The sequence below is a fragment of the Hymenobacter sp. YIM 151858-1 genome, assembly GCF_025979705.1.
Lineage (GTDB): Bacteria > Bacteroidota > Bacteroidia > Cytophagales > Hymenobacteraceae > Solirubrum.
The window spans coordinates 3,127,633-3,152,690 of sequence record NZ_CP110136.1; the positions used below are offsets into that span (position 1 = coordinate 3,127,633).

At 63.2% G+C, this 25,058-nt stretch carries 20 protein-coding genes; 12 read left to right on the forward strand and 8 right to left on the reverse strand.

What is annotated here, in order from left to right; translation table 11 throughout:
* Positions 1 to 85 precede the first annotated feature (85 nt).
* The 4 genes from OIS50_RS13890 to OIS50_RS13905 all read right to left on the reverse strand — a co-directional run bounded on the left by OIS50_RS13890 (position 86) and on the right by OIS50_RS13905 (position 5,012).
* Positions 86 to 616, reverse strand: coding sequence for a hypothetical protein (locus OIS50_RS13890; RefSeq protein WP_264691234.1), 531 nt, complete (start codon positions 614 to 616; stop codon positions 86 to 88).
* 51 nt (positions 617 to 667) lie between these two features.
* A complete protein-coding gene (locus tag OIS50_RS13895; RefSeq protein ID WP_264691235.1) occupies positions 668 to 1,975 on the reverse strand; it encodes a hypothetical protein in 1,308 nt (435 codons plus the stop codon).
* A 14-nt stretch (positions 1,976 to 1,989) separates the two neighbouring features.
* On the reverse strand, positions 1,990 to 3,195 hold the full coding sequence (locus OIS50_RS13900; protein WP_264691236.1) for a homogentisate 1,2-dioxygenase: 1,206 nt from the start codon (positions 3,193 to 3,195) through the stop codon (positions 1,990 to 1,992).
* 131 nt (positions 3,196 to 3,326) lie between these two features.
* Positions 3,327 to 5,012, reverse strand: coding sequence for a S41 family peptidase (locus tag OIS50_RS13905; protein ID WP_264691237.1), 1,686 nt, complete (start codon positions 5,010 to 5,012; stop codon positions 3,327 to 3,329).
* Positions 5,013 to 5,377: 365 nt separating this feature from the next.
* On the opposite strand from OIS50_RS13905, the gene OIS50_RS13910 reads away from it, so the two are divergent.
* The 9 genes from OIS50_RS13910 to OIS50_RS13950 all read left to right on the forward strand — a co-directional run bounded on the left by OIS50_RS13910 (position 5,378) and on the right by OIS50_RS13950 (position 15,345).
* Positions 5,378 to 6,007 carry a hypothetical protein gene (locus OIS50_RS13910; protein ID WP_264691238.1) on the forward strand — a complete coding sequence of 210 codons (630 nt, stop codon included), beginning with the start codon at positions 5,378 to 5,380 and terminating at the stop codon, positions 6,005 to 6,007.
* Between the two features lie 182 nt (positions 6,008 to 6,189).
* Positions 6,190 to 6,606: a Holliday junction resolvase RuvX gene (gene ruvX, locus OIS50_RS13915; RefSeq protein WP_264691239.1), complete on the forward strand. Its 417-nt coding sequence runs from the start codon at positions 6,190 to 6,192 to the stop codon at positions 6,604 to 6,606.
* Positions 6,603 to 7,190 (forward strand): peptide deformylase, encoded by a 588-nt coding sequence (def, locus tag OIS50_RS13920; protein WP_264691240.1) that lies wholly within the window; start codon positions 6,603 to 6,605, stop codon positions 7,188 to 7,190. The genes ruvX and def overlap by 4 nt, the downstream gene beginning before the upstream one ends.
* A gap of 89 nt (positions 7,191 to 7,279) precedes the next feature.
* The gene (locus OIS50_RS13925) at positions 7,280 to 8,263 is read left to right on the forward strand and encodes a zinc dependent phospholipase C family protein (RefSeq protein ID WP_264691241.1); all 984 of its coding nucleotides are present in this window, start codon (positions 7,280 to 7,282) and stop codon (positions 8,261 to 8,263) included.
* A 100-nt stretch (positions 8,264 to 8,363) separates the two neighbouring features.
* Positions 8,364 to 8,735, forward strand: a complete 372-nt coding sequence (locus OIS50_RS13930; protein WP_264691242.1) for a DMT family protein — start codon at positions 8,364 to 8,366, stop codon at positions 8,733 to 8,735.
* A gap of 56 nt (positions 8,736 to 8,791) precedes the next feature.
* A complete protein-coding gene (locus tag OIS50_RS13935) occupies positions 8,792 to 9,964 on the forward strand; it encodes a hypothetical protein (protein WP_264691243.1) in 1,173 nt (390 codons plus the stop codon).
* A gap of 202 nt (positions 9,965 to 10,166) precedes the next feature.
* The gene (locus tag OIS50_RS13940; protein WP_264691244.1) at positions 10,167 to 12,488 is read left to right on the forward strand and encodes a patatin-like phospholipase family protein; all 2,322 of its coding nucleotides are present in this window, start codon (positions 10,167 to 10,169) and stop codon (positions 12,486 to 12,488) included.
* Between the two features lie 198 nt (positions 12,489 to 12,686).
* Positions 12,687 to 13,343, forward strand: coding sequence for a hypothetical protein (locus OIS50_RS13945; protein WP_264691245.1), 657 nt, complete (start codon positions 12,687 to 12,689; stop codon positions 13,341 to 13,343).
* A 187-nt stretch (positions 13,344 to 13,530) separates the two neighbouring features.
* Positions 13,531 to 15,345, forward strand: a complete 1,815-nt coding sequence (locus tag OIS50_RS13950; protein WP_264691246.1) for a M61 family metallopeptidase — start codon at positions 13,531 to 13,533, stop codon at positions 15,343 to 15,345.
* A gap of 86 nt (positions 15,346 to 15,431) precedes the next feature.
* Here OIS50_RS13950 and treF read toward each other — a convergent pair whose 3' ends face one another.
* On the reverse strand, positions 15,432 to 17,000 hold the full coding sequence (gene treF, locus OIS50_RS13955; RefSeq protein ID WP_264691247.1) for an alpha,alpha-trehalase TreF: 1,569 nt from the start codon (positions 16,998 to 17,000) through the stop codon (positions 15,432 to 15,434).
* Positions 17,001 to 17,108: 108 nt separating this feature from the next.
* Positions 17,109 to 17,531, reverse strand: coding sequence for a hypothetical protein (locus OIS50_RS13960; RefSeq protein ID WP_264691248.1), 423 nt, complete (start codon positions 17,529 to 17,531; stop codon positions 17,109 to 17,111).
* Between the two features lie 228 nt (positions 17,532 to 17,759).
* On the opposite strand from OIS50_RS13960, the gene pta reads away from it, so the two are divergent.
* Positions 17,760 to 19,856 carry a phosphate acetyltransferase gene (gene pta / locus OIS50_RS13965; RefSeq protein ID WP_264691249.1) on the forward strand — a complete coding sequence of 699 codons (2,097 nt, stop codon included), beginning with the start codon at positions 17,760 to 17,762 and terminating at the stop codon, positions 19,854 to 19,856.
* Between the two features lie 111 nt (positions 19,857 to 19,967).
* Positions 19,968 to 20,900: a DUF808 domain-containing protein gene (locus tag OIS50_RS13970; RefSeq protein ID WP_264691250.1), complete on the forward strand. Its 933-nt coding sequence runs from the start codon at positions 19,968 to 19,970 to the stop codon at positions 20,898 to 20,900.
* 313 nt (positions 20,901 to 21,213) lie between these two features.
* Here OIS50_RS13970 and OIS50_RS13975 read toward each other — a convergent pair whose 3' ends face one another.
* Positions 21,214 to 21,813, reverse strand: a complete 600-nt coding sequence (locus OIS50_RS13975) for a hypothetical protein (RefSeq protein WP_264691251.1) — start codon at positions 21,811 to 21,813, stop codon at positions 21,214 to 21,216.
* Between the two features lie 269 nt (positions 21,814 to 22,082).
* Between OIS50_RS13975 and OIS50_RS13980 the strand changes: the two genes are divergently transcribed.
* A complete protein-coding gene (locus tag OIS50_RS13980; RefSeq protein ID WP_264691252.1) occupies positions 22,083 to 23,291 on the forward strand; it encodes an acetate/propionate family kinase in 1,209 nt (402 codons plus the stop codon).
* Between the two features lie 121 nt (positions 23,292 to 23,412).
* On the opposite strand, the gene OIS50_RS13985 is transcribed toward OIS50_RS13980, so the two are convergent.
* The gene (locus tag OIS50_RS13985) at positions 23,413 to 24,885 is read right to left on the reverse strand and encodes a M48 family metalloprotease (protein WP_264691253.1); all 1,473 of its coding nucleotides are present in this window, start codon (positions 24,883 to 24,885) and stop codon (positions 23,413 to 23,415) included.
* Positions 24,886 to 25,058 lie beyond the last annotated feature (173 nt).

The window sequence follows — 25,058 nt, forward strand, 5'->3', positions numbered from 1 at the left end:
TATTGCCCAAAACGCAGAAAGCCGGACCTAGGTCCGGCTTTCTTGTTTGGTAAATGGCAGCGCGCTGCGCCTAGGTGCAAATGCCCTACAGCGGATCGGCGGTTACCTTGAATTTGGAATCGGCGCGCATGGTGATGTCCTGCGTTACGGCCGCCCGGATGCGTGCTTCGGTGGTTAGGGTGTAGCTCGAAGCCTTGATGTACTTATCGAGCTTGGCGCCGCTGGGCTGCAGATCGATGGTGCGCACGCCGCGCGGTACCGACGAGAGCGAGGCCAGCGGCACGCGGTCGTTCTGGTCGGTGCTGATGTAGATGGTGATGCTTTCGAGGAAGTCGAAGTTGGCCGTGTTGGGGTCGGTGATGGTAAGTGTAAGCTTGGTGAGGCTTACGTCTTTCACTAGGTCGGCGCGGGTGTCCTCGTTCCTGAAACGGTCCTCGGACTTGGTAGTAACCGAAACGGGCGCTACCGGAATAACCGAGCCGAAGGGCAGGTTGCTACCAGCTACGCGGATATTCTGCGAATCTTCGATGGTGAAGGTGAGAATCTTGTCGAGTTTTTTGCAGGCAACGGCCGAGAGCAGGGCCATAGTCGCCAGCAGTAAGAGTACTTTATTCATGTAGTTGGCTTTTGTCGAGTTTACGAAGATCGGCAGAAGAAAGATTTACGACTACCCTGCCCATTCGCGCACAACAAAGCGCTGCAACAACAGCAAGAGCAACGCGCTGTTGCCCGCTACACTGAGCACCAGCGCCGCCTGGCGCACACGCGGGTAAGGGCTAGCTGTTGCCAGCACCACCATAGCGGCCAGGCCTAGTAGTAAATAAGCAGTTAGCGTCCGGACGTGACCGTAAGAGCGGAAAAGCACCATCCAGCACACTTCGGCAGCCAGCCACACCCACAACAGGCGCTTGTAGTCGAAACGCACTTGCCCGAGCACCCAGCTCAGCAGCACCACAAAGAATGGCGTGGCGAACACGTAGCGGCTCAGGCTGGCCACAATGCCGCCTTTGGTGGCAACCGTGATGGTAGCCACGCCGGCTACGTAAATAAGGGCAAACACCACCGCAAACGGCACCGCAGCAGCCCGGTTGGGGTGCACCAGCAGATAGGCCAGGTAAACAGCGCAAGCAACAGCCACCAGCAACGCCAACGACTCGTAGCGCGTCATCATATCGCCGCCCCAGCTGTGGAGAGGCCATGCAGGCACCTGCAGGTGAATGTTCCATCCCTGGCGCTGAGCTTGGCCGAACGCCATCCAAATGCCCGTATCGCGGTAGTGCACGCACAGGCTAATCAGCATGCCTGTGCCCGAGGCCAGCGCCCCACCTAGGACTTGCCGCCATAGCTCCCGCTGGGCTTGGTGCCGCAGCAGTAAGGCCGTAAGCAACAGAGCTGGCACAAACACGAAGGCAACCGAGCGCGTGCAGCTGCACAGCAACAGCCCTGCCCAGGCCAGCGGCGCTTGTTGCTCCCGCCACCCAATAAGGGCCGCTGCGCCGCCCACAAAAAACAGCGCCTCGCTGTAGGGCACGGCCATAAAAAACATCGATGGCACCGACAGCGCCAACAGTTGCTGCCCCCGCGTGAGGCGCCACGCCCGGGCCAGCGCCGCAAACGCCAGCACAAACAGCCCTAGGTTAAGCAGGCTGATGCCCACGGCCCCCAGCCCCGTAGCGCGCCACAGCAGTGGAAATGCCGGGAAGAAAGCGGTTCGGATGAGGTCGTAGCCCTGGTTGCGGATGAACAGGTAATGCTCGGCATCCCACTCCAGCAGCCCGCGGGCGGTAATGGGCTGCGCCCCTAGGTAGGGCAGCAGTACCACCGCCAGCAGCACCATGCCAGCCGTGTACAAAGCGGGCACCAGCAAGTAGCGCCAAAAGCTGCCCGGCTTGCTGGCTTCAGCAGTGGCTTGTGCCGGGCCGATAATAGTACCGGACGCTGCGGTGGCAGCGTCCGGTACGTTCGATTGTGACATACTATGTACTCGGGTTAATCCATCATGTCGGCCGGTTTGGGGCCGGCGTGCGGATAATCAGGGTTCCAGCTCATGGGGTAGCCGGTGTCTTCGTACTGCAGGGCCGTTTCGGTGAGGTATAGCGGGCGGAAGGTGTCCACCATTACGGCCAGCTCGTGGGTTTCCTTTTTGCCGATGCTGGCCTCCACGGTGCCGGGGTGCGGGCCGTGCGGCAGCCCCGAGGGGTGCAGGGTAAACGACGCCAGATCGACGCCGCGGCGCGACATGAAGTTGCCGGCTACGTAGTACAGCACCTCATCGGAGTCGACGTTGCTGTGGTTATAGGGTGCCGGAATAGCCTCGGGGTGGTAGTCGAACAGGCGCGGCACGAAGGAGCAAATCACGAAGTTGTGCGCCTCGAACTGCTGGTGCACGGGTGGCGGCTGGTGAATGCGGCCCGTAATCGGCTCGAAATCGTGGATGCTCATGGCGTACGGGAAGAAGTAGCCGTCCCAGCCAACCACATCGAAAGGAGTGTGGGCGTAAATCAGCTCGTGCAGAGCGCCTTCGCGCTTCACCAGCACGCGGTATTCCTCGCGGTCGTCATCTTCCGTCACCAGCTCGTGCGGCGGCCGAATGTCCCGCTCGCAGTAGGGCGAGTGCTCGAGCAGCTGCCCGAAGTGGTTGCGGTAGCGGCGGCAGGTTTCCACGGGGCTGAACGACTCGATAACGAGCAGGCGCACCGGGCCTTCTTCGAAATGAAACTGATGAATGATGGTGCGCGGGATTACCACATAGTCGCCGGGCTCGAACGCGACCTTGCCCAGCTGGCTCCACAGCTCGCCGCGGCCTTCGTGCACGAAGATAACCTCGTCGGCCAAGGCGTTTTTGTAGTAATAGTCCATGCGCGCCTGCGAGGGGTTGCAGATGCTCAGGGCCACGTCGGCGTTGGCCAGCAGGGTTTGGCGGGCACCTAGGTAATCGGTGCCGGTGCTGGTTTGAGGCAGCGTGCGCAGGTGCGTGGGCTGCAGCGGGCGGTCTTTCAGCAGCTTGGGGCTAAAGGGCTGCGGCTCGCCTACGCGCTTAATTTGGGTAGGTGGGTTTTTATGGTACAGCAGCGACGACAAGCCCGAAAAGCCCAGCGTGCCCACCAGCTGCTCGGCGTAGAGCGAGCCATCGGGTTGGCGGAACTGGGTGTGGCGCTTGCGCGGAATCTGACCTAGGCGGGTGTAATACGGCATAAGCAGACGGGAAACTTGGGTGGGAATTTGGGCCGGTTGGGTAGCCGTGAAGGTACGAAAAACCCCCGCCGGCCGACGAACTTGCTCCCCCCTCCTGCCGCCCTTGCCCGGCCCGCCACCTAGGGCGCCGCCTACTCGCTCGGCTGCTTGAGCGCCAGCTTGCTGCTACCCGCCTGCAGGGCGTGCAGGGCCTGCTGCAGCTCCAGGTCCTGGTCGCGCATCACGGCGTAGTAGGCGTCTTTGCCGTAGGCGCTGCGGGCCACCAGGGCTTTCAGCTGGGCGCGCAAGGCGGCGGCGCTGCGGCGCAGGCTGGCCGCGTCGGGGCGCACGCCCTCCTGGGCACCGCGGGCAGCCAGGGCCTGCAGCTGCACCTCGCTGATGTCGAACGTGCGGGCAAATTGCTGAAACGTCATCTGCTCCAACTCGGGGCGGTGCTGCTGGTACAGGTTCAGGGCAAACTCGCGCACCACGTTGGCCGCCTGCAGGCGGGCGTAGTAGCGGTTGTTTACCACCGTATCGCGCGGCACAAACAAATCGGGCATGATGCCCCCGCCGCCGTACACGGTGCGGCCGTGCGAGGTGCGGAAGCGCAGCTCGGGCGCAAAGTGCACGCTATCGGCATGGAAGGCTTCGCCGCGGGCGTAGCGCTCCTGCAGCTCCCGGTCGTAGGCAGCTACGCCGTTGCGGTAGGGCTTTTGGATGGAGCGGCCCGAGGGCGTGTAGTAGCGCGCAATGGTGAGGCGCAGCTCGGAGCCATCGTTGAGGGTAATGGGCTGCTGCACCAGGCCTTTGCCGAAGGTGCGGCGGCCCACCAGCAGGGCGCGGTCGTGGTCTTGCAAGGCGCCGGCCAGCACCTCGGAGGCCGAGGCCGAGCCTTCGTCGACGAGCACCACCAGCTGGCCCTCCTCGAACTCGCCCAGCACGCGCGAAAACGTCTGGCTGTCGTACTGGTCGCCCTTACCGTCGGTGTACACGATTTTGCGCGTGCCGGCAATAAATTCGTCGGCCACTTTGGTGGCGCGGTCGAGGTAGCCGCCGGGGTTGCCGCGCAAATCCAGCACCAGCTTCTCCATGCCCTCGCGGCGCAACCGACCCAGGGCCGCCTTAAACTCGTCGTAGGTGCCGGCGGCAAAGCGGCTGATTTTGATGTAGCCCGTTTGCCCGTCCATCAGGTAGGCCACATCAACCGAGCTGTTCGGAATGCGGTTGCGCGTGAGGGCCATCATCAGGGGGCGCGTTTGGCCGCGGCGCAGCAGCAGCAGGCGCACGGTGCTGCCGCGCGGGCCGCGCAGGCGGGCAAACACCTGATCGGTGGTGTAGTGCTGGCCCGATACGTTGTGGCCATCCACGGCCAGAATCCGGTCGCCGGGCTGCATGCCGGCCTGCTCGGCCGGGCCGCCGCTCAGCGGGGCTACCACCGTGGCGGTATCGCGAAACAGGTTGAACTCCACCCCAATGCCGTCGTAGTCGCTCTGCAGAAACGCGGCGGCCTGCTGCTGCTCCTTGGCCGGAATGTAGGTGGAGTGCGGGTCGAGGCGTTCGAGCAGGCGCTTGATGGCGTAGTCCGACAGCTCCTCGGCGTTGACGCTATCGACGTACTCGCGGTCGACGTAGCTCAGGATTTCCTTGAACTTGAGGTAGCCGCGCGCCGTGGCGTCGGGGTTTTGCTCCGAGGGCCGAAACGGGTTGGCCCCCAGCAGCACCCCGCAGGCCAGCGCGCACGCCAGCAGCAACGGCTGCCGCCAGCGCGCCCACGCGCTTCGCGCCCGCGCAGCCCCAGCGGGGCGCGGCGCTTCCGGCTTTGAAGCAGCTTTCATCAGGGTCAGAGGGGCGAGTAAATGTGAGCGATAAGCAGCGGGTAAGCGAACGGATACTACCCAAAAATACAAAGCCTGCAGCTACGAACTCGGCAGAACTTGGGCCGCATGGTAATTTTCCAATAAAAACACAGGTTTTTATATATTTAATTCTACTGCACAATTCCACCACCAAGTGCATTTATCTGCTGTTGTGTTGGGATTGTGCTAAGGCCCAATCATTTCACCCCAACTGTACTTATCGAACCCTGCCTGCTTGCTCCCTCGCAAAGTGTACATTGCGCTACTACTTGCCCTGGCCCCGCCAACGGCCTGTTCTGGCTCAGGGCGCTCGTTGCGTATCCTTGTTAATTGCAATCCATCAGATGAAACCGATACCCGTTGCCGTATTCCTAGGTGCGCTGGCCCTGGCCAGCTGCGAAAAGCGCGAGGGCCCCACCTTGGTGGAGGGCCAGGTGGTGGACAAGTACACGGGCCGGGGCGTGCCGCACGCCCGGGTGCAGGTGCTGGCGCAGGGCGGCAGCGGGCTGGCCGGCGGCTTTGTGCCCCTGGGCGACCCGCACCCGGCCGACGCGCAGGGCCGCTTCCGCTTTCGCTTCGAGGCCGAGGCGCACAGCGCCTACAAGCTGGCCGGCTACGCGCCGGGGCGCTACCAGGCCCACCTGCAGGGCGCGCCCGCGCTGCGCCGCGGCGGGCGCAACAACGGCCTGCGCCTGCCGGCCCTGCCCTTCGCCTGGGTGCGCGTGCGCCTCACCAACGTGCCCCCGCGCCAGCCGGCCGACATCTACGTGGCTCCGTTCATGCAGGACGCGCAAGGCTCGGACGCCGTACATTTGTCGCGCCAGTTGCGCGACACCACCGTCCTGCGCATGTTCTATGGGAACTTTCCGCACACGCTGAGCTGGCAAATCGTCGTCAACGGGCAAGGCGCCCTCCACCAGCGCCCCATCACCTACCCGCCCCTCGACACCACCGACGTCGAAATTCAGTTTTAGCCGCTGCTGGCTTACCCCTTGCCGCCAAACCGGCCGCCGGCACCTAGGGGGCGGGCGGCGCCGGGCCTAGGTGCTGCGGGCAACTTGGGCCGCCGGGCACCTACTGCCGGCTGGCTGCCGTATCTTTGCGGGGGCAGCGCCACCCAGGCGCGGCCGGTTTTTCGCTCGTTTCCAAGCCCCTTATGGCCCGCCTTCTTGCCATCGATTACGGCCACAAGCGCGTGGGCCTGGCCGTAACGGACCCGCTGCAGCTCATCGCCACGCCGCTCGACACGATTCATAGCCAGGAGCTGTTTGCCTTCGTGAAGAAGTACCACCAGCAGGAGCAGCTGGCGGGCATCGTTATCGGCATGCCGCGCACCTTGCTCAACGAGGCCACCGACTCCACGCCCGCCGTGGTGGGCGTGGTGCGCAAGCTGCGCCGCGAGCTGCCCGAGGTGCCCGTGCACGAGGTAGACGAGCGGTTTACCTCGCGCATGGCCAGGCAGGCCATGCTCGACGGCGGCCTGGGCCAGAAAGCCCGCCGCGACAAAGCCTTGGTCGACCGCGTCAGCGCCACCATCATTCTGCAATCTTTTCTTGACTCTCGCCCCGTATGATTTACCCCATCGTGGCCTACGGCGACCCGGTGCTGAAAGCCCGCGCCAAGGACATTCCGGCCGATTTCCCGGCCGAAGAGCTGCAAAAGCTCATCGCCGATATGTACGAAACCATGTACTACGCCCACGGCGTGGGCCTGGCGGCGCCGCAAATCGGCAAGGGCGTCCGCCTGTTCGTTATCGATTCGGAGCCGATGGTGGATGACGACGAGGATGATGACGCGCCGGCCGAAACCGGCGTGAAGCGGGCCTTCATCAACCCCGTGATGATAAAGGAAAGCGGCGAAGAGTGGCCCTTCGAGGAAGGCTGCCTGAGCATCCCCGGCGTGCGCGAGCGGGTGTTTCGCAAGCCCGATATCATCATTCGCTACGAAGACGAAAACCGCCAGGTGCGCGAAGAAGGCTTTTCGGGCCTCACGGCGCGCGTGATTCAGCACGAGTACGACCACCTCGAGGGCGTGCTGTTCACCGACAAGATTTCGGCCTTCAAAAAGCAGCTGATCAAGAGCAAGCTGATGCGCATTGCCAAAGGCGATGCCAAGGCCGATTACCGCATGCGCTTTGCGGGCCAGCGCGGCCGCTAAGCCCCAGGTAGTTTTCAGCCTGAAACGCCCGGCCATGCCGGGCGTTTTTGCGTTCTTTAGGTTCCCAATTAGTGCCTTATCCCTGGATTATGCTGCTGCGGCGTGCTTTGCTTTTTCTGCTGACTACCGTGCTGTGGCTGCTGCCGCCGCAACCCGAAACCCGCGCCTGGGGCTTTTTTGCGCACCGCAGCATCAACCGCCTGGCCGTGTTTACGCTGCCGCCCGAGATGATCGGCTTCTACAAAAGCCGCATCGAGTACCTCACGGTGCAGGCCACGCGGCCCGACTCGCGGCGCACGGTGGTGGCCGGCGAGGCCCCCAGGCACTTCATCGACCTGGACGTGTACGGCGACTCGGCCGCCTACAAGCTGCCCCGCTCCTACGCCGATGCCGTGGCCCGCTTCGGCGAGGATTCGCTTCTGCGCCACGGCATTGTGCCCTGGCACGTAGCGCGCATGAAGGGGCAGCTCACCGAGGCCTTCCGCACCCGCGACGCCGAGCGCATCATCAGCCTTTCGGCCGACCTAGGGCACTACCTGGCCGATGCCTGCGTGCCCCTGCACACCACCCGCAACTACAACGGCCAACTTACCAACCAGCGCGGCATCCACGGGCTTTGGGAGTCGCGGCTGCCCGAGCTGCTGGCCACCGGCTACGATTTTTTCACGGGCCCGGCGCCGTACCTCGAGTATCCCACCGGCACCATCTGGGCCGTGGTAGCCCGCTCCAACGCCGCCGTCGACTCGGTGTTGCGCCTCGAAAGCGAGCTGACGCGCCAGCTGCCCGCCGACCGCAAATACAGCTACGAGGAGCGCAACGGCCGCACCGCGCGGGTGTACTCGCAGGAGTTCAGCCGCCAGTACCACCAGCGCCTTGCCGGGCAAGTAGAGCGGCAAATGCGCCTGGCCGTGCGCCTTACCGGGGCGTTTTGGTACACCTGCTGGGTGGATGCCGGCCAACCCGACCTCAACCACCTGCCGCGCCTCACCGAAGCCCAAATGCGCCAACTGGCCCTGCAGGCTCAGCAAGAGCAAACCGCCCCCGCCACCGATACCCACGGCCACACCGACTAGCCCCGCGCCCTAGGTAGGCAGGGCTGCGCGGCGCACCGGCAGCCGATGCCGAACTTTGCTTGGCGGCTTGGCCAGCTCCACCCCTGCCGCTATTGCCTTTATGAAAGCCTTCCTCACCATTGCCCTGCTCTGCGTTTCCAACCTGTTCATGACGTTTGCCTGGTACGGGCACCTGTACTTTAAGAAGCTGCCGTGGTTTGCCAAAACGGGCATCGTGGGCGTGGTGCTGCTGAGTTGGGGGCTGGCCTTTTTCGAGTACGTGTTTCAGGTGCCGGCCAACCGCCTTGGCTTCGAGGGCAACGGTGGGCCCTACAACCTGTTTCAGCTGAAGGTGATTCAGGAAGTAGTGTCGCTCACGGTGTTCACGCTGTGCGCCGTGTACGTGTTCAAATCCGACAAGCTGGCCTGGAACCACCTGCTGGGGTTTGGGCTGCTGGTGGCGGCGGTGTACGTCATTTTCCGGAAGTGGTAAGCGGCACCGACCATCTAACTTAGCGGCCGAATATGGCCCTTTGCCTGTGCACCGCTATGCGTAGCTATCTACTTGCTTTATCCTTGGTTTTGGGCGCCCGGCTGGCTTCGGGCCAAAGCCCCTTGTTTCAGCCCGGCTACATTGTGCGGGCCGGGGCCCCTGCCGATACCGTGCGCGGCTACTTGGATGTGTACCGCGCCACTACCCGCCTGGGCTACATTCGCTTTCAGGCCACGCCGGAGGCGCCCGTCGAAAAGCTGCGGGCCCGGCACCTGCTGGCCGCCGGCACGGCCGATCTGCGCCAGGCTTTCCGGAGCCGGCAGCTAAGCGGCGACAGCCTGCGCCTGCTGGAGGTGGTGGCCAGCGGGCCGCTGTCGGTATACACCGGCTACGTGGCCAACTCCCCGGCCGACTACCTGCTGGGCGAGGCCGATAAGCCCTTGCTGCCGCTGGCCCGGCCGCAGTTTTTGCCCGTGCTGCAAGGCGTGGTGGCCAACTGCCCCACCCTGAATTTGCGCGACCGGAAGCGCGCCCGCCTGCAGTACGGCCGCCAGCCCATCGGCCAGGTGGTTACCGAGTACAACCGCTGCGCTACCCCCGCGGCCACGGCTCGTTACTACCCCGGTTCCGGAATGCAGCGGCTGCACTTTGGCGCGCAGGGCGGCGTGCAACACAGCCGGTTTTGGCTTGTAGAAAAAGACATGCCGTTTGGCAACCAGCGCCCCACCACCACCAGCTACACGGCCGGCGCCAGCCTGGTGTGGGTATTTTCGGGTCACTTGCAGGCCGCGCTCGAGGTCAACTACTCCCGGCTGGGCACCACGGCGCAGGTGCGCGAACGGCCCAACGCGGCCAACAACTACTTTTTGCGCACGGCCGAGCTAGAGCTGGAGGCGCTGCAGATTCCGTTGCTGGGCCGGTGGCAGTTTGGCCGCCCCGAGCGCCGCCTGCACCTGTACGCCGAAGGCGGCGGTACCCACATTCAGGTGCTGAGCTACCGGGCCCGCGTATCCGAAACGCCCGAAGTGGCCACCGACCGCCCTTACGCCTACAACCTGAGCATGAACGCCAACTCGCTTGCTTCGCGGTTTGGGGCCGGGCTCACCTACCGCAGCAAGCTTGGCAGGTGGGGTTTGGCGGCGCACCGGCAAAGCGCCCTGCTGGCGGGCGGCAGCAAAACCCAATACCGGCTACAGCAAAACACCCTGGTGCTCACGCTTGGGCTGTAGCCCGGGCAGCTGCCTAGTTGCCGCCAAACCTCAGGCACCTAGGCAGCTGAAAAAGCCCGGCAGCCCACGCCTTGCGGCGCCTGCAAAGCTGGCAACCCGCTCGCGCACGCGCCTAGGTTGAAACCGCAGAGGCACAGGCAACAACCCCGACCGCAGGCATGCGTAGGTAGGCCGTTGCCCTACCTTTCCGCTGCTGTTGTATATGCCTCGTTTTTTACGCCTCGTTGCAGGCTTACTTGTTTGTTTTTGTGCCCTTGCTGGCCCCGCGGGGGCCCAGCGTGTGGGCGTGGTGCTTTCGGGGGGCGGGGCCAAGGGCCTGGCCCACGTGGGCGTGCTGAAGGTGCTCGAGCAAAACGGCATCCCCATCGATTACATCGTGGGCACCAGCATGGGCTCGGTGGTGGGGGCGCTGTACTCGGCCGGCTACTCACCGCGCGAAATCGAGCAGATCGTCATCCAGCCCGAGTTTCAGTACTGGGTATCGGGCAAGCAGCCCGCCGACCGCACCTTCAATTACCTCACCGCCGACCCCAACCCCTCGTCGTTGCACGTGGGGCTGGCCGTCGATTCGTCGTTCCGGACGCGGGTTACGCCCAACCTCATCAACGACGTGAACCTGAACTTTGTGCTGGCCAAGATGCTGGCGCCGGCCGGGGCCATTTCGGGCTACAACTTCGATAAGCTGTTTGTGCCGTTCCGGTGCCTGGCGGCCGAGGTGTTCACGCGCAACCAGGTCATTCAGCGCGAAGGCTCGATTTCCGATGCGGTGCGCAACTCCATGGCCGTGCCGCTGGTGTTCCGGCCCATCCGCAACCCCGATGGCCGCTACCTGTTCGACGGCGGCATCTACAACAACTTCCCCACCGATGTGATGCGCTCCGAGTTCAAGCCCGATGTCATCATCGGGGTGAACGTGGGCGACGTGGCGTACAAGAAGTACCCCTTCGGCAAGGACGATGAGCTGCTGCTCGGCTCCATCGTGTTCCTAGGTGCCGACGTGGCCGATACCCTGGCCGTGGGCAAAAACGGCGTGTTCATTCAGCCCGACCTGGAGGGGTTTGGGGCTACCGACTTTGCCCGGGTGCGCGAGCTGATTGACTTGGGCGAAAAGGCCGCCACCGCCAAGCTGCCCCAGGCCTTGCAACGCATTCAGCGCCGGCAGGATACGCTGGAGCTGGCCCAACGCCGCCAGGGTTTTCAGCAGCAGGCGCCGCAGCCGCGGTTTGCCCGCGTGGGGGTGCAGGGCCTTAACGATCAGCAAGCGGGCTTTGTGCGGCGCTTTTTCCGGCGCGACGGCAGCACTTACACCGTCGACGATATCGAGGAGGGCTACTACCGCCTCGCCGCCGACGACTTTTTCCGGAACGTGTACCCGCGCATCCGCTACGACCGCGCCGCCGAGGGCTACGTGTTTCAGGTGGATGCCCGCCAGAACAACAACCTCTCGGGCGAGGTGGGCTTCGTGCTCAGCTCGCGCCCCATCGATAACTTTTACCTGGGGCTGGAGTACCGCTACCTGCGCCGCTTTCTGTACCAGGCTTCGGCCAGCGTAAACCTCGGCCGCTTCTACAACGCAGCGCGCGCCTCGTTCCGCATCAACGTGCCGGCGCGCTACTCCTACTACCTCGAGCCCACCGTTATCTATAACCAGTGGAACTACCAGAAAACCGGGGGCCTGCTGGGGCGCGACGTGGTGAGCACGCAGGTGCGCCAGCAGGATTTGAAGGCCGGCGTGCAGCTGGGCCTCAGCCCGAACTACCGCAGCCGCATTTTGCTGGAGGGTGCCTGGTTTACGCGGCAGGATGAGTACGCCAACGTAAACGAGATATCGAACACCGACCGCCTCGACGAAACCGATTTTACGGGGTATACCGCCGCCGCGCAGTTTGCCCGCAACTCCCTCAACCGCAAGCAGTACGCCACCAGCGGCCGGCGGGCCGTGTTTACGGCGCGGGCCGTGTACGGCCGCGAGCAGCTTACACCCGGCACCACCTCGCTTATCGGGGAGGAGCGCGAGCGGTACCTGCGCTGGCTGCAGATCCGCGCCTTTACGGAGCAGTTCTTCCCGCTGAAAAACGAAAAGCAAAGCTGGGGCTACTTCGGCGAGGTGATGATTAGCGGGCAGCCGCGCTTTTACAACTACCGCTCGTCGGTTACGGCCGCACCCATTTTTGCGCCCCTGCCCGACTCGCGCACCTTGTTTCTGGAAAACTACCGCTCGGCGCGCTACGTGGCAGCGGGTTTGCGCTTCAACCAGGGCTTGGCGGGCAAGCTGGAGTGGCGCACCGAGGCCTACGTGCACGTGCGGCACCAACCCCTGCGCATGGGCGACAACCAGGAAGCCGAACGCAACGGGCGTTTTAGCCTGGAGCGCCCCCGCCTGACGGCCAGCACCGGCCTGGTGTACCAAACGCCCCTGGGCCCGCTGGCTGTGCACGTCATCCACTACGACGACCCGGCCAAGCGCTGGGGCGTATTCGGGCACATTGGCTACCTGCTGTTCCAGGGCCGCGCGCTGGAGTAGGCCCCAGGCGCCTACAGGCCCGTACCCAGCGGCCCTAGGTGCAAGCGGCACCTAGGGCCGCTGGGCATTCAGGCAGCTGCCTCATAGCCAACCCAGCTTTGAATTGCAACTTTTTATCTTGTGAAAATCATGTGATTGCGCAGGGGTATGGCCGGTCGGTACCTTAGCTGGCGAAACCGAATCCATACCACCTTCGCTATGAAAACTTTCCGCTTCGCCCTCGCCACCGTTCTGCTCGCCGGCACCCTCAGCACTGCCTCGGTGGCGCAGTCGCGCGAGATTTACGAGAACCCGCAATTCAAAACCCTCGCGCAAAAGCACAAGCAGCTGGCCATCTTGCCCTTCGCCGTAACGATGACGACGAAGAAGCTGCCCAAGGGCGTAACGCAGGAGCAAGTGCACCAACAGGAGCTGCAGGAGGGCAAAAACGTGCAAAGCGCCCTGCACACGTACTTTCTGAAGCACCAAAGCTCCGACAACTTCACGGTGACGTTTCAGGACGTTAACAAAACCAACTCGCTGCTCTCGAAGGCCGGCATTACGCCCGAGAACATCGGCAGCAAAACCTCCGAGGAGCTGGCCAGCTTGCTCGGGGTCGACGGCGTGATTTCGGGCACCTTCGTGACGGATAAGCCCCTTTCCGACGGCGCGGCCGTGGCCATGGGCGTGCTGGTGGGCGTGTCGGGCCCCACCAACTCGGGCCGCACCAGCATCAGCATCAACGATGGCGCCACGGGCGAGCTGCTCTGGAAGTACGACAAGGCCCTATCGCGCGGCCTCGGCTCCGACACCAGCACCATCATCAACGCCATTATGCGCAAGTGCTCCAAAATGTTCCCCTACGCCAAGTCGTGAGGGGCAGCACCTAGGGGCACCTTGCCCACGCGAGCGAAACGCTCGGGTTGCCAACGCAGCTCGGGCGTTTCGCTTTTGGGCGAGCCGCCAGCCGTACGCGCACCCGGGGCCGCCAGCAATTTGAGGCGCCCAAGCAACGCTGCGCCCGATTTTACATCCGTTAGGCTGCTGCTATTACCTTGCTGCTATGAAAAACAACCTGCGCTACGGCTTGCTGGCCGGGCTGCTCCTGGCCGGGCTGGCGGCCCAGGCCCAGAAAGAGCTGACGTACACCGTCGACATCGACCCGAAAGTTTCGACCAACGAGTTTCGGGTGCGGCTGCAATTGCCCAAGCTCAAGAAAGACCAGGCCGTGTACCAGTTTGCCTCCACGGCGCCGGGCACCTACCAGGTAATGGACATGGGCCGCTTCGTGAGCAACTTTCAGGCTTTCGACAGCAAGGGCAAGCCCCTGGGTGCCAAGCAGCTTTCGACAAACCAGTGGCAGCTGGATCGGCCCGACAAGACGCGCGAAATCCGCTACACGATTGCCGAAACCTGGGATACGCCCGTGCAGGAGCACCGCATTTACCGCATGTGCGGCTCGTCGCTCGAGGCCGACCACGCCCTGATTAACGGGCAAACGGTGTTCGGGTACCCGCAGGGCATGCAGGGCAACCCGCTGCGTATCAAGCTGAACTACCCTGCCGACTGGAAAGTGGGCACCGCCCTGGTGCCCGATGCGCAGGGCTACTACCGCACCACCAGCTACGACCACGCCGTGGACTCGCCGATTTTGCTGGGCCGCCTTACGCAGGCCAGCACTAAGCTCGGCGACGCCGAAGTGGCCTTGTACACCTACTCCAAAACCGACGTGGTGCAGGCCGAGCCGCTGCTGGGCTACATGCAAAAGATGCTGCAGGCGGCGCAGGCGTTTCTGGTTGAGCTGCCCGTGAAGCGCTACGCCTTTCTGTTTCACTTCGAGGACCAGGACCAGGGCGCCTGGGAGCACTCGTACAGCTCGGAGTACACCCTGCGCGAGCGGCCCCTTACGCCCCAATCGGCGCAGGCCATTACCGATATGGCCGCGCACGAGTTCTTCCACATCGTCACGCCGCTGAATATCCACTCCGAAATCATCGAGCGGTTCAACTTTGTGCAGCCCACCGGCTCGCAGCACCTGTGGCTCTACGAAGGCACTACCGAGTGGGCCGCCCACATGATGCAGCTGCGCGGCGGGCTGATTTCGCTGGACGAGTACCTGGCCACGCTGCGCAGCAAAGTGGGCTACAGCCAGCAACGCGCCGACACCACGTACTCGCTGAAGCGCCTAGGTCTGAACTCGTTTTCCGACGAAGGGCAGCAGCAATACGGCAACATTTACCAGCGCGGGGCCCTCACGGCCTCCCTGCTCGATTTGCGTTTGCTGGAGCTTTCGGGCGGCAAGCGCGGGCTGCGCGAGGTGCTGCTGGAGCTGGCCAAGCAATACGGCCCGAGCAAGCCCGTAAGCGAGCAAAACTTCTTCGACGATTTCACTAAGGCCACCTACCCCGAAATCCGCGACTTCTTTACGCGCTACGTGGAGAATGCCGAGCCGCTGCCGCTGCGCGAGTACTACGCCAAGGTGGGCATCAACTACACGCCCGTGCTGCGCACCGGCCGCCGCCGGGCGGCCCTGCCCACGCGCGAGCTGGGCTTTAAGCCCGGTCCGGCGGGCATCGAGTTCAGCCGCGTGCCGGCCCCGCTGCAGGCCGCCGGCGTGCAACCCGGCGACCAGCTGGTAGCCGTGGAGGGCAAGCCCGTAACCTACGACAACCTCGTACAACTGCTCGACGCGGTGGAGGCCCGCCCGGCCGGCACCCAGTACGAGCTGACCATCCGGCGCAACGGCACCGCCCAACAAGTGCGCCCGCGCCTGCTCGATGAGGAGGAAGTGCAGCGCTACTCCTTTGCCCTGAACCCGCAGGCCACGCCCCAGCAGCTGGCCCTGCGCGAGGCCTGGCTGAAGAACCTGCCGCGCTAGGCCCTAGGTGGCTTTGCTACTTTTTTGCGTAAGGCCCACTTGCCAGCCGGCGGGTGGGCCTTTGCTTTGCCGGGCTTGGTGGGCACCTAGGGCTGCGGCTCGGGCAGCCGGTAGCGGTTCATCAGCGTCAGCAGCACGCCGTTGGTCCAGCCGAAGCCATCCTGCGTGGGGTACTCGCCGCCGCCAGCCTCCAGGTGCGTGTTCACCACGTTGTACTTCTCGAGCAGCTTGCCCGTTTGCCCGAACACGCGCACGTTCAGGGCTACCCAGCGCGTGGCAATGGTGCGCGCCAGTTCGCGCTGCCGGTAGTGCTCCAGGCCCTCGATGGCCACGTACTGCAGCGGAGCCCAGCCGTTGGGCGCATCCCACTGCTCGCCGCTGCTGTTGAGCGTGGTAAGCAGGCCGCCATCTTTCAGAAAGTCGCGCTGCAGGCCGGCGGCCACGGCGCGGGCCTGCCTGGGGGTGGCTATCTGCACAAACAGCGGAAACACGCCCGCCAGGGTCCGAAGGGCGGCGGGCTGCTGCGCCGCCAGGTCGTAATCGGTAAACCAGTTGGCTTGCGCATTCCAGCAGTAGCGCAGCAGTGCCTTTTGGCGTTGCGCGGCTTTTTGGCTGAATTGCTTGGCCCGCGCGGTTTGGCCTTGAACACGGTAGCCGCGGGCAATGGTTTGCTCCAGTGTGTAGAGCAGGCAGTTCAGATCGACGGGCACCAGCTCGGTAGTGCGGATGGATGCCAGGCCACCGGCCGGGCCAAACCAGCGCGTACTGAAATCCCAGCCCGAAGCCGCGGCGACGCGCACATTGCGGTAGAAAACGGGCTTGGTTTGCGCGCTTTTGGCGGCTGTAGTTACATCTTCGGCGTAGGATTCTTCGCGCGGGTAGTCGCCGCTGTCGTAGTAGCGGTTAAGTACTTCGCCCCCGGGCAGGCGCACCACGCGGCGGGCGGCCTGGCCGGCCGCGAGCGAGTCGGCGCCGGCCATCCAGTAGGCGTACTCCTGCAGCAGCTGCGGGTGGTAGCGGCGCAGCACCGTGTCGCCCTGGGCTTGGGCCAGCAGCTGCACCATGGGGGCAAAAAACGGCGGCTGCGAGCGGGTAAGGTAGTAGGTGCGGTTGCCGTTGGGCACAAAGCCGTAGCGGCTAATCAGCGAGGCAAAGTTGTCGACCATGCTGCGCATCAGCTGCGTACGGCCGCTTTCGCGCAAGCCCAGCATGGTGAAATACGAATCCCAGTAGTATATCTCGCGAAAGCGCCCGCCCGGCACGATGTACGGCTTGGGCAGCCGAATCAGCGAGGCGTAAGGCCCCACCGAATCCTGCGGTTGGCGCTGCAGCACCGTCCAGAGCGTATCGAGGTGGCGCCGGATGCCACCGCCCACGTTGGCGCGGTAGCTGCCTGCCGCTTGCGCGGGCAGCTCAAAATGCTGCAGCACAAACTGGCGCAGGCTGAATCCGGGCTGGTTTTTCTGCTGCTCGTAGGCTTGCACGATGGCCGCCGGGCGGGCTTTGGGGCGCGCGTCCACAAAGGTTTTGCTGTCTTCGAACACGCGGCCTGCCTGCACGGCCTCGAACAGCCCCGGGTACAGCTGCCGCGGCGAGGGTTGCGCCCGGGCACCTAGGCTCAGCAGCCAGCAACAAACAACCAGCAGGTATTTCATGGGGCACAGCAGGGCTTTATTCGGCAGTACGCAACGGCTGCTCCGGCGGCCACCGCCCTCGGCGCGAATGGCCGGTGCGCCGGCCCGGGCCCTAGGTGCCGCCAGCCCTTACATCATCGGGTGGCTGGGCACGGGCTGGCTTTGCCGCTGCAGCCACACGTAGGCCGAGGCTACGTCGTTGAAGGTGCTCACGATGGGCTTTTGTATCAGCAGCAAGGTGTTTTCGGTGAGGTGGCGGGCCTCAAACTCGCGCGGAAACACCCACGCCACGTACTCCAGCCCGGCCCGCAGCATTTCCTCAAGCCACCACGCGCCCCACAGCGTGGGCTGCACGGTGGTGTGCGTAATGCCGGAGTTGTCGTTCAGGAGTTTGCTGCAGGGCTGCCGGCGCAGGGCCTCGAGCAGCAGCATGCACCCGGCCTGCGAGGTATGCTGGTTGTGCTGGCCGCGCCAATCGGCGTACAGCCACGCGTTGGTGGCATCGTAACTGACGCTGACAAGGTCGGTATGGGCTACTAGCTGCAGCTGCATGCAGTACGGCAGGGCTTGGTGGTGGAGGCAGGCAAAGCGGCTACCCGCTTGCAGAAAGATAGAGATTTCGCACTACTCTGGAGGCACAACCGGCTAGCTTGCCGCGGCGCGGGTATACCTGCCGCGCTTCTGTGCGTAAGCACCCACTACGGTTGCCTTGCCCGGGCGGCCGCGGCTGCCCGGCTGGCGGCCCGTGCCTGGCGTTCGATTTCCTTACCGATTTTCTGCATGACGAAAACCATCTTTATTGCCTCGGCCGAGCCGTACAGCGGCAAGTCGCTGGTAGCCCTGGGGCTGGTAAATATGCTGCTCAGCAAAGCGCAAAAGGTGGGCTACTTCAAGCCCGTTATCAACACCGGCCCCGATAACCGCCGCGACCCGCACATCGACACGGTGCTGCGCTACTTTCAGCTGCCCGTGGCCTACGACGATGCCTACGCCTACACCGGCGCCGAGGTGTTGCGGCTGATTGAAACCGAGCGGCAGGGCGAGATGATCGACACCATCATCCGCCGGTACAAGCAGCTCGAAGACCAGTACGACTTTACAGTGGTAGAGGGCACCGACTTTGTGGGCCAGGGCACCGCCTTCGAGTTCGACCTGAACGTGACCATCGCCAAAAACCTGGGCGTGCCGGTGGTGCTCGTAACCTCGGGCGAAGGCAAAACCACCGCCCAAATGGTGAGCGGCACCCTTACGGCCCTGCGCGGTTTTGAGGCCCGCGAGGTGCAGGTGCTGGCCATTGTGGCCAACAAAGTGCGCCCCGAGCAAGCCCTCGATGTGCAGCAACTGCTGCGTGCGCAGCTGCCGCCGGAGGTTATTCTGTCGGTGATACCGGAAGACAAGGCCCTGCTGAACCCCACCATGCAGGAGATTCATGAGAACCTAGGGGGCCGGCTGCTGTTCGGGCAGGAGCTGCTCGGCAACCAGGTCGACAACTTCGTGACCGGGGCCATGCAGGTGCCCAACTTCCTCAACTACCTCAAGGACAACGTCGTCATTGTAACGCCCGGCGACCGGGGCGACATCGTTATTTGCGCCATGCAGGCCAATATGTCGGCCAACTACCCCAAGGTGGCGGGCGTGGTGCTTACGGCCGGTTGGGAGCCCGAGGAACCTATTTTGCGCCTGCTGCGCGGCCTGCAGGGCGTAATGCCCATTATTGCCGTGCAAACGGGCACCTTCGAAACCAGTGCCCGGCTCGGGGCCATCAAATCGCGCCTCTCGCCCAACAACCCCAAGAAGATTCAGCTGGCCATCCGCACCTTCGAGCGCTACGTGGACGTGCGCGCCCTCGACGAGCGCATGGTCGCGTTCAAGCCCGAAGGCATTACGCCGCACATGTTCCAGTACCGGTTGCTGCAGTGGGCCAAGCGCCAGCGCCGCCACATTGTGCTGCCCGAGGGCAACGACGACCGCATTCTGCGCGCCGCGGCCCACCTGCTCCAGCAAGACATCGTAGACCTTACCATTCTGGGTAACCCCACCGAGGTAGCCGCTTCGGCCAAGCGCCTGGGCCTGAGCATGCCCCTAGGTGCCCACCTGCGCGTGATTGACCCGGTGCACTCCGACTACTACGACGACTACGTGCAGACCTTTTTTGAGCTACGCCAAAGCAAGGGCGTGAACCTCGACATGGCCCGCGACCTGATGCGCGACGTGTCGTACTTCGGCTCGATGATGGTGTTCAAAGGCCACGCCGACGGCATGGTATCGGGGGCGGTGCACACCACGCAGCACACAATTCGGCCGGCCCTGCAGTTCATCAAAACCAAGCCGGGTATTTCGCTGGTGTCGTCGGTGTTTTTCATGTGCCTGCCCGACCGCGTGGTGGTGTTCGGCGACTGCGCCGTAAACCCCAACCCCACCGCCGAGCAGCTGGCCGAAATTGCTATTTCGTCGGCCGAGAGCGGTTTGCGCTTCGGCATCGAGCCGCGCATTGCCATGCTCTCCTACTCTTCGGGCACCTCCGGCGAGGGCGCCGAGGTAGACAAGGTGCGCCGTGCCACCGAGCTGGTGCGCCAGCTGCGGCCCGATCTGAAGGTGGAAGGCCCGATTCAGTACGATGCCGCCGTCGACCCCATCGTGGGCAACCAAAAGCTGCCCGGCTCGGAGGTAGCCGGCCAGGCCAGCGTGCTTATTTTCCCCGATCTGAACACCGGCAACAACACCTACAAAGCCGTGCAGCGCGAAACCGGCGCGCTGGCCATCGGGCCGGTGCTGCAGGGCCTCAACAAACCCGTAAACGACCTAAGCCGCGGCTGCACCGTAGATGACGTGTTCAATACCGTCGTCATCACGGCCATTCAGAGCCAGCACGAATAGCCTGCGGGCGCTTGGCTGCGCTTCCGGCAACCGCGCATTTGCCCGTAACTTGCCGCCCGCCAATGGCGCGCCGCGCGGCATTGGGCCCACCGAAACCGCCATTCCTACCCTATGCCCTCAGGACTTTTTGCTTTACTGGATGACATCTCGGCTTTGGTAAAAGCCAGTGCCGCCAGCCTCGACGACGTGCCGACCCAAGTGGCCAAAACCACCGGCAAGGTGTCGGGCATCGTGATTGACGACACGGCCGTTACGCCCAAATACGTGGTCGGGCTCGACCCCTCGCGCGAGCTGTCCATCATCTTCCAGATTGCCAAAAAATCCCTGTTCAACAAGCTGCTGATCCTTACTCCGGCGGCCTTGCTGCTGGGGTACTTCGCGCCCTGGGCCATTACGCCCATCCTGATGCTGGGCGGGGCCTTTTTGTGCTTCGAGGGCTACGAAAAGGTGCACTCCATGTTCAGCAAGCACCACGAGGTAAACCCCGAAACCGAAGCGGTGGAAACCATCAGCCCGGAGGAGCTGGAAAAAGAGCGCGTTACCGGAGCCGTGCGCACCGATATCATCCTGTCGGCCGAAATCATGGCCATTGCCTACAGCCAGGTAACCGATCAGCCCATCGTCAACCAGATTGCGGTAATGCTGGCCGTGGCCGTGTTCATCACCGTGGCCGTGTACGGGTTTGTGGGCCTGATTGTGAAGGCCGACGATTTTGGGGTGCACCTGGCGCAGGACAAATACCACCCCGGCACCCAAAAATTCGGGCGTGGCATCGTAAAATTCATGCCCCACTTCCTCAAGATTCTGAGCTACGTGGGCACGGCGGCTATGCTGTGGGTGGGCGCCGAAATCATTGCGCACGGCATTCCGTTTACCGCCCACTTGCTCCACGATTTGGAACACGCCCTGGCCCATGTACCGGCCGTGGCCTGGTTTGCCAAGGCCCTGGCCTGCGGCATCGGCGGGCTTATCCTGGGTTTCTTTATCGAGAAGGTTGTGGGGCTGGTGAAGAAAGCTTTGCCCAGCAAGCAAGCCGCCGCTTAGCCGCCGCTGCCCGCACCGCACGGGAAAGCAACCACCTAGGGCGTTTGGACAGTAAGTAAAAAGGCGTCAGGCTGAGCCCCGTCGAAGCATCTCTACCGCTTCGTGAGATAGTAGAATACTATCAGGAGAGATGCTTCGACTGCGCTCCGCATGACGGCCTTATGGGAGCGAATACCTATTGGACTGGCCTTCCGTCCACACGCCCTAGGGGCAGCAACGCTTTCTTTCCACCGACAGCCAGCGCCCCGGCGCGGATGCGGTTTTTCCTAACCGAAAAACCCATCCGCGCCGGGGCGCTGGCTGTTAGCAGAGCTTATTTTTTCGGAATCACCAAGGAAAAAGCAAGCCCGATAGCGTTGGCGGAATAGGTATGGTTTTCGGGGCCTTTGTAGGTCATGGCTGTGTAAGTAAGGCCAACACCGCCGTAGGCAATTTCGAAGGTAGGGCCGCTGGCTCCCTCGAAATTGATATCCGGCCCAATACCATCGGCTTTGAAGCGGATGCCGCGGTGCATGGCTAGCCCGCCGCCCAAGCGAAGTTTGTCGGTAGCCATCCAGTTCGCTGTCAGAATTACGGGCACCCGGGTGAGGCGAATATGCGCATTGTCCGCGGCTGTGGTAACATATTTAAAGCCGACGGTACCGCGCAGCAGCAGCCTTTCCAGCTTGGGAAACTGGTACTGAGCACCAACGGCGATAGAGCCACCCTGCCCCGCTTTTACGGACTGATCGTCGCCGTTGGTGAAATACACCTTGGCCACTTCATCGCCCCCCAACTCAAGTGCCCCGCCAATCAGTAGCCGCACGGGTGGGGTTTGCTTTTCGGCTTGCTTTGGAGCTTCTTGCCCAAGTGAGCCGTGCGACAACCCCAAGAAAAGAAGTAGAAGTGCTGGCAGTACGTTTCTGTGTTTCATTGGAGTAATAAGATACCGCCAAAATACCAACCGGCTTTATATTTTCATATAAGCATAAGTCAGTAATTACTATTTCCTAACTGAGCACTTAATGGCTGTGTTGGCACTGCGGAATTAGGGATTGTAACTACCTGACCTGCTTACCAAGCATTAGTAGGTGTGTGGTAGATTCGTTGCCGAACCTGTACAATTCCACTAAATAGCCGTAGTGCTACAGGCGCTACCCATCCCTGGGTAATGCATATCCTCCAAGTGGCCAGCATTTGCTCATGAACATCTTCGTCGTCAACTCCGGCAGCTCGTCCATTAAGTACCAACTGTTTCGCTTGCCGGCCGAGCAGCCCTTGTGCAGCGGGTTGGTAGAGCGCATTGGCTTGGCCGAGCCGCGCATTACGCACAAGGTGTACAGCGGCGGCGAGGAGCAGGTTATCCGGCAAAGCCCCGAAAGCCTGCCCGACCACCGCGCCGGCCTGCAGGCCGTGCTGCAACTGCTTACCGATGCGGCCCTAGGTGTAATTCGCGACCCGAACGAAATTGAGGCCGTGGGGCACCGCGTGGTGCACGGCGGCGAGGCGTTTGCCGCCACCACCGTGATTACCCCGGAGGTGAAGGCCGAAATCAAGCGGCTGTTTTCGCTGGCACCGCTGCACAACCCCGCCAACTACCTGGGCATTGAGGTGGCCGAGCAAATCTTTCCGCAGGCCCGGCAGGTGGCCGTGTTCGATACCGCGTTTCACCAGACGCTGCCCGAGCCGGCGTTTCGCTACGCGCTGCCCGAGGCGCTGTACCACGAGCACGGCATTCGGGTGTACGGCTTTCATGGCACCAGCCACAAGTACGTGGCCGCGCAAGCCGCTGCCCACCTAGGCAACCCCGATGCCCGGCTGATTACCATTCACCTGGGCAACGGCTGCAGCATGGCCGCCGTGCGCGGGGGCCGCTCGCTCGATACCACCATGGGCTTTGGCCCGTTGGCGGGCCTGGTGATGGGCACCCGCTCCGGCGACCTGGACCCCTCCATTGTCTTTCACCTCATCGAGCACCTAGGGTACTCGCCCGCCGAGGTGAGCAACCTGCTCAACAAACAAAGCGGCATGCTGGGCCTCACGGGCCTGAGCGACATGCGCGACATCGGCCGCGCCCTCGACGACGGCGACGAGCGCGCCCGCCTCGCCTACGAGCTCTACGCCTACCGCATCAAGAAATACATCGGGGCCTACGCCGCCGTGCTGGGCGGGCTCGATGCGCTGGTTTTCACGGCCGGCGTGGGCGAAAACGACCCGCTTACGCGCCGCCTGGCCTGCCAGGGGCTGGAGTTCCTGGGTGTGCGGATTGACGAGCAGCAGAACCAGCTGCGCACCGGCCAGCTGCGCGAAATCAACGAGGCTGGTGCGGCGGTGAAAGTGCTGGTAGTGCCCACCAACGAAGAGCTGGAAATAGCCCAACAGTGTTATCAGCTGTTAGCGGTCAGCTATTAGCTGTTAGTTATAAGCTGTCAGCTGATAGCTGATAGCTGTTAGGCCTGCTCTCAGCCCCAAGCACCTAGGGCACGAGCTAACAGCTGACAGCCAACAGCTAAGAGCTGAAAACTAACAGCCTTTACTCAACTACCTTAATCAGCGAGCCGGCGTTGAGCTGCTCGTTGAGGGGCATGCCGTTGAGGATGGCCATTTCTTCGTGGCGCTTTTCGGGTACTTGCAGGGTGCGCAGGGCTTGCTGCAGGGTGCTGCGCAGCTTCAGGGTTTTGATGCGCACGCGCTGGGGCTGGCGGTTGATTTTGTCGGGGTCGGAGAGCTGCCGGAAGCCCTGGGCGGTGCTGCTGAACAGCGGGAAGTAGGCGTTGAAATCCTGCGGGCTGCTGGCGCCCAGCATCAGGTAGTTTTTATCGGTGTAGCGAATAAGGTAGAGCAGCGTGCGAGCCGATACCTGTGCCTGCTGCTGCGGTGCGGCCTGGCCTTGTTGCTGCTGGGCTACCTGGTCGGCCACGATGGCCAGCGCGGGCAGGCCGTTTACGGTGGTGTTCTTCGATTCGGCTACCTGCAGCTGGTACTGCTGCACCAGCTGCTGCGCGGCGGCCTCCAGGGTTTGGCCGGGGGCCAGCGTAAAAATCAGCAGGGCTTTGCCGTCTTTGGGCGCCATTTGCACCTGCTGCGGGGTGTTTTGGTGCTGCCAGCCGGCGGGCACCGGAAACTGAAAACGCAGCTCGGGGTGGTAAAACACGCTGTTCTCCACGAAGCCTTGCTTGGGGTCTTCGCCGTACACCATGCCCTCGAGCATGCGCAGGTAGGAGTCGCGGTTGACTTTGGCATTGGTGAGGCCGGCCTTCTGCTGCCACTCGGTAGCCAGCTGGTTTACCGTCACGAAACGGTCGCCGGGGTTGGGGTGCGTCGAGAGGAAATCGGGCAGGGCTTCGCCCCCGCTTTTCTCCTGCTCGCGCTGCAGGGTCTGGAAAAAATCGGCCATCTGGTGGGCGTCGTAGCCGATTTTGGTGGAGTACTCCACGCCCAGCTGGTCGGCCTCGCGCTCGTCGTCGCGGCCAAACTTCAGAAACAACAGCCCCAACCCCTGCTGCGCCTGCTCGGCGTACTGGCCAAAGCGCGGCGAGGCAATCATGGCACCCAGCAAGCCTACCTGCGCCAGCGTGGCCTTGGTTTGCTGCTGGGCCGAGTGCCGGGCCGTTACGTGGCCGATTTCGTGGCCGAGCACGCCGGCAAACTGCGCCTCGTTGTTGAAGTGCGCCAGAATACCACGCGTGAGGTACACGTAGCCGCCGGGTATGGCAAAGGCGTTGAGCACCGGCGAATCGACCACCTTAAACTCGTACGCCAGGTTGGGCCGATGCGACACGGCCGCCATTTGCTTGCCCCGCTCCTGCACAAAGCGCTGCAGCTCGGGGTTTTCGTACAGGCCGTATTGCGCCACAATCTGCGGATCGGCCTGCTTGCCCATGGCCACCTCCTGCCCTTCCGACATCAGGCTTACCTCGCGTTTGCCGCTGACGGGGTTGGTGGAGCAGGCATTGGATAACAAGAGCAGCGCGGCGCCGTAGCCGGCAACAAAACGGGTTTTCATAATGCGAGGTGGGTTGCAGTAACAACGGGGGCTGCCCGAGCGCAGGCTTACCGGCAAGCACCTAGGGCGCGGCACGGGCGGTCTGGTTTTTGCTCTAGCAACGCGGCCGCCGCTTATAGGTTACGCCGCATCGGCAGCACCAATTAAATAGCTACTTTAGGTAACCCGCGCCG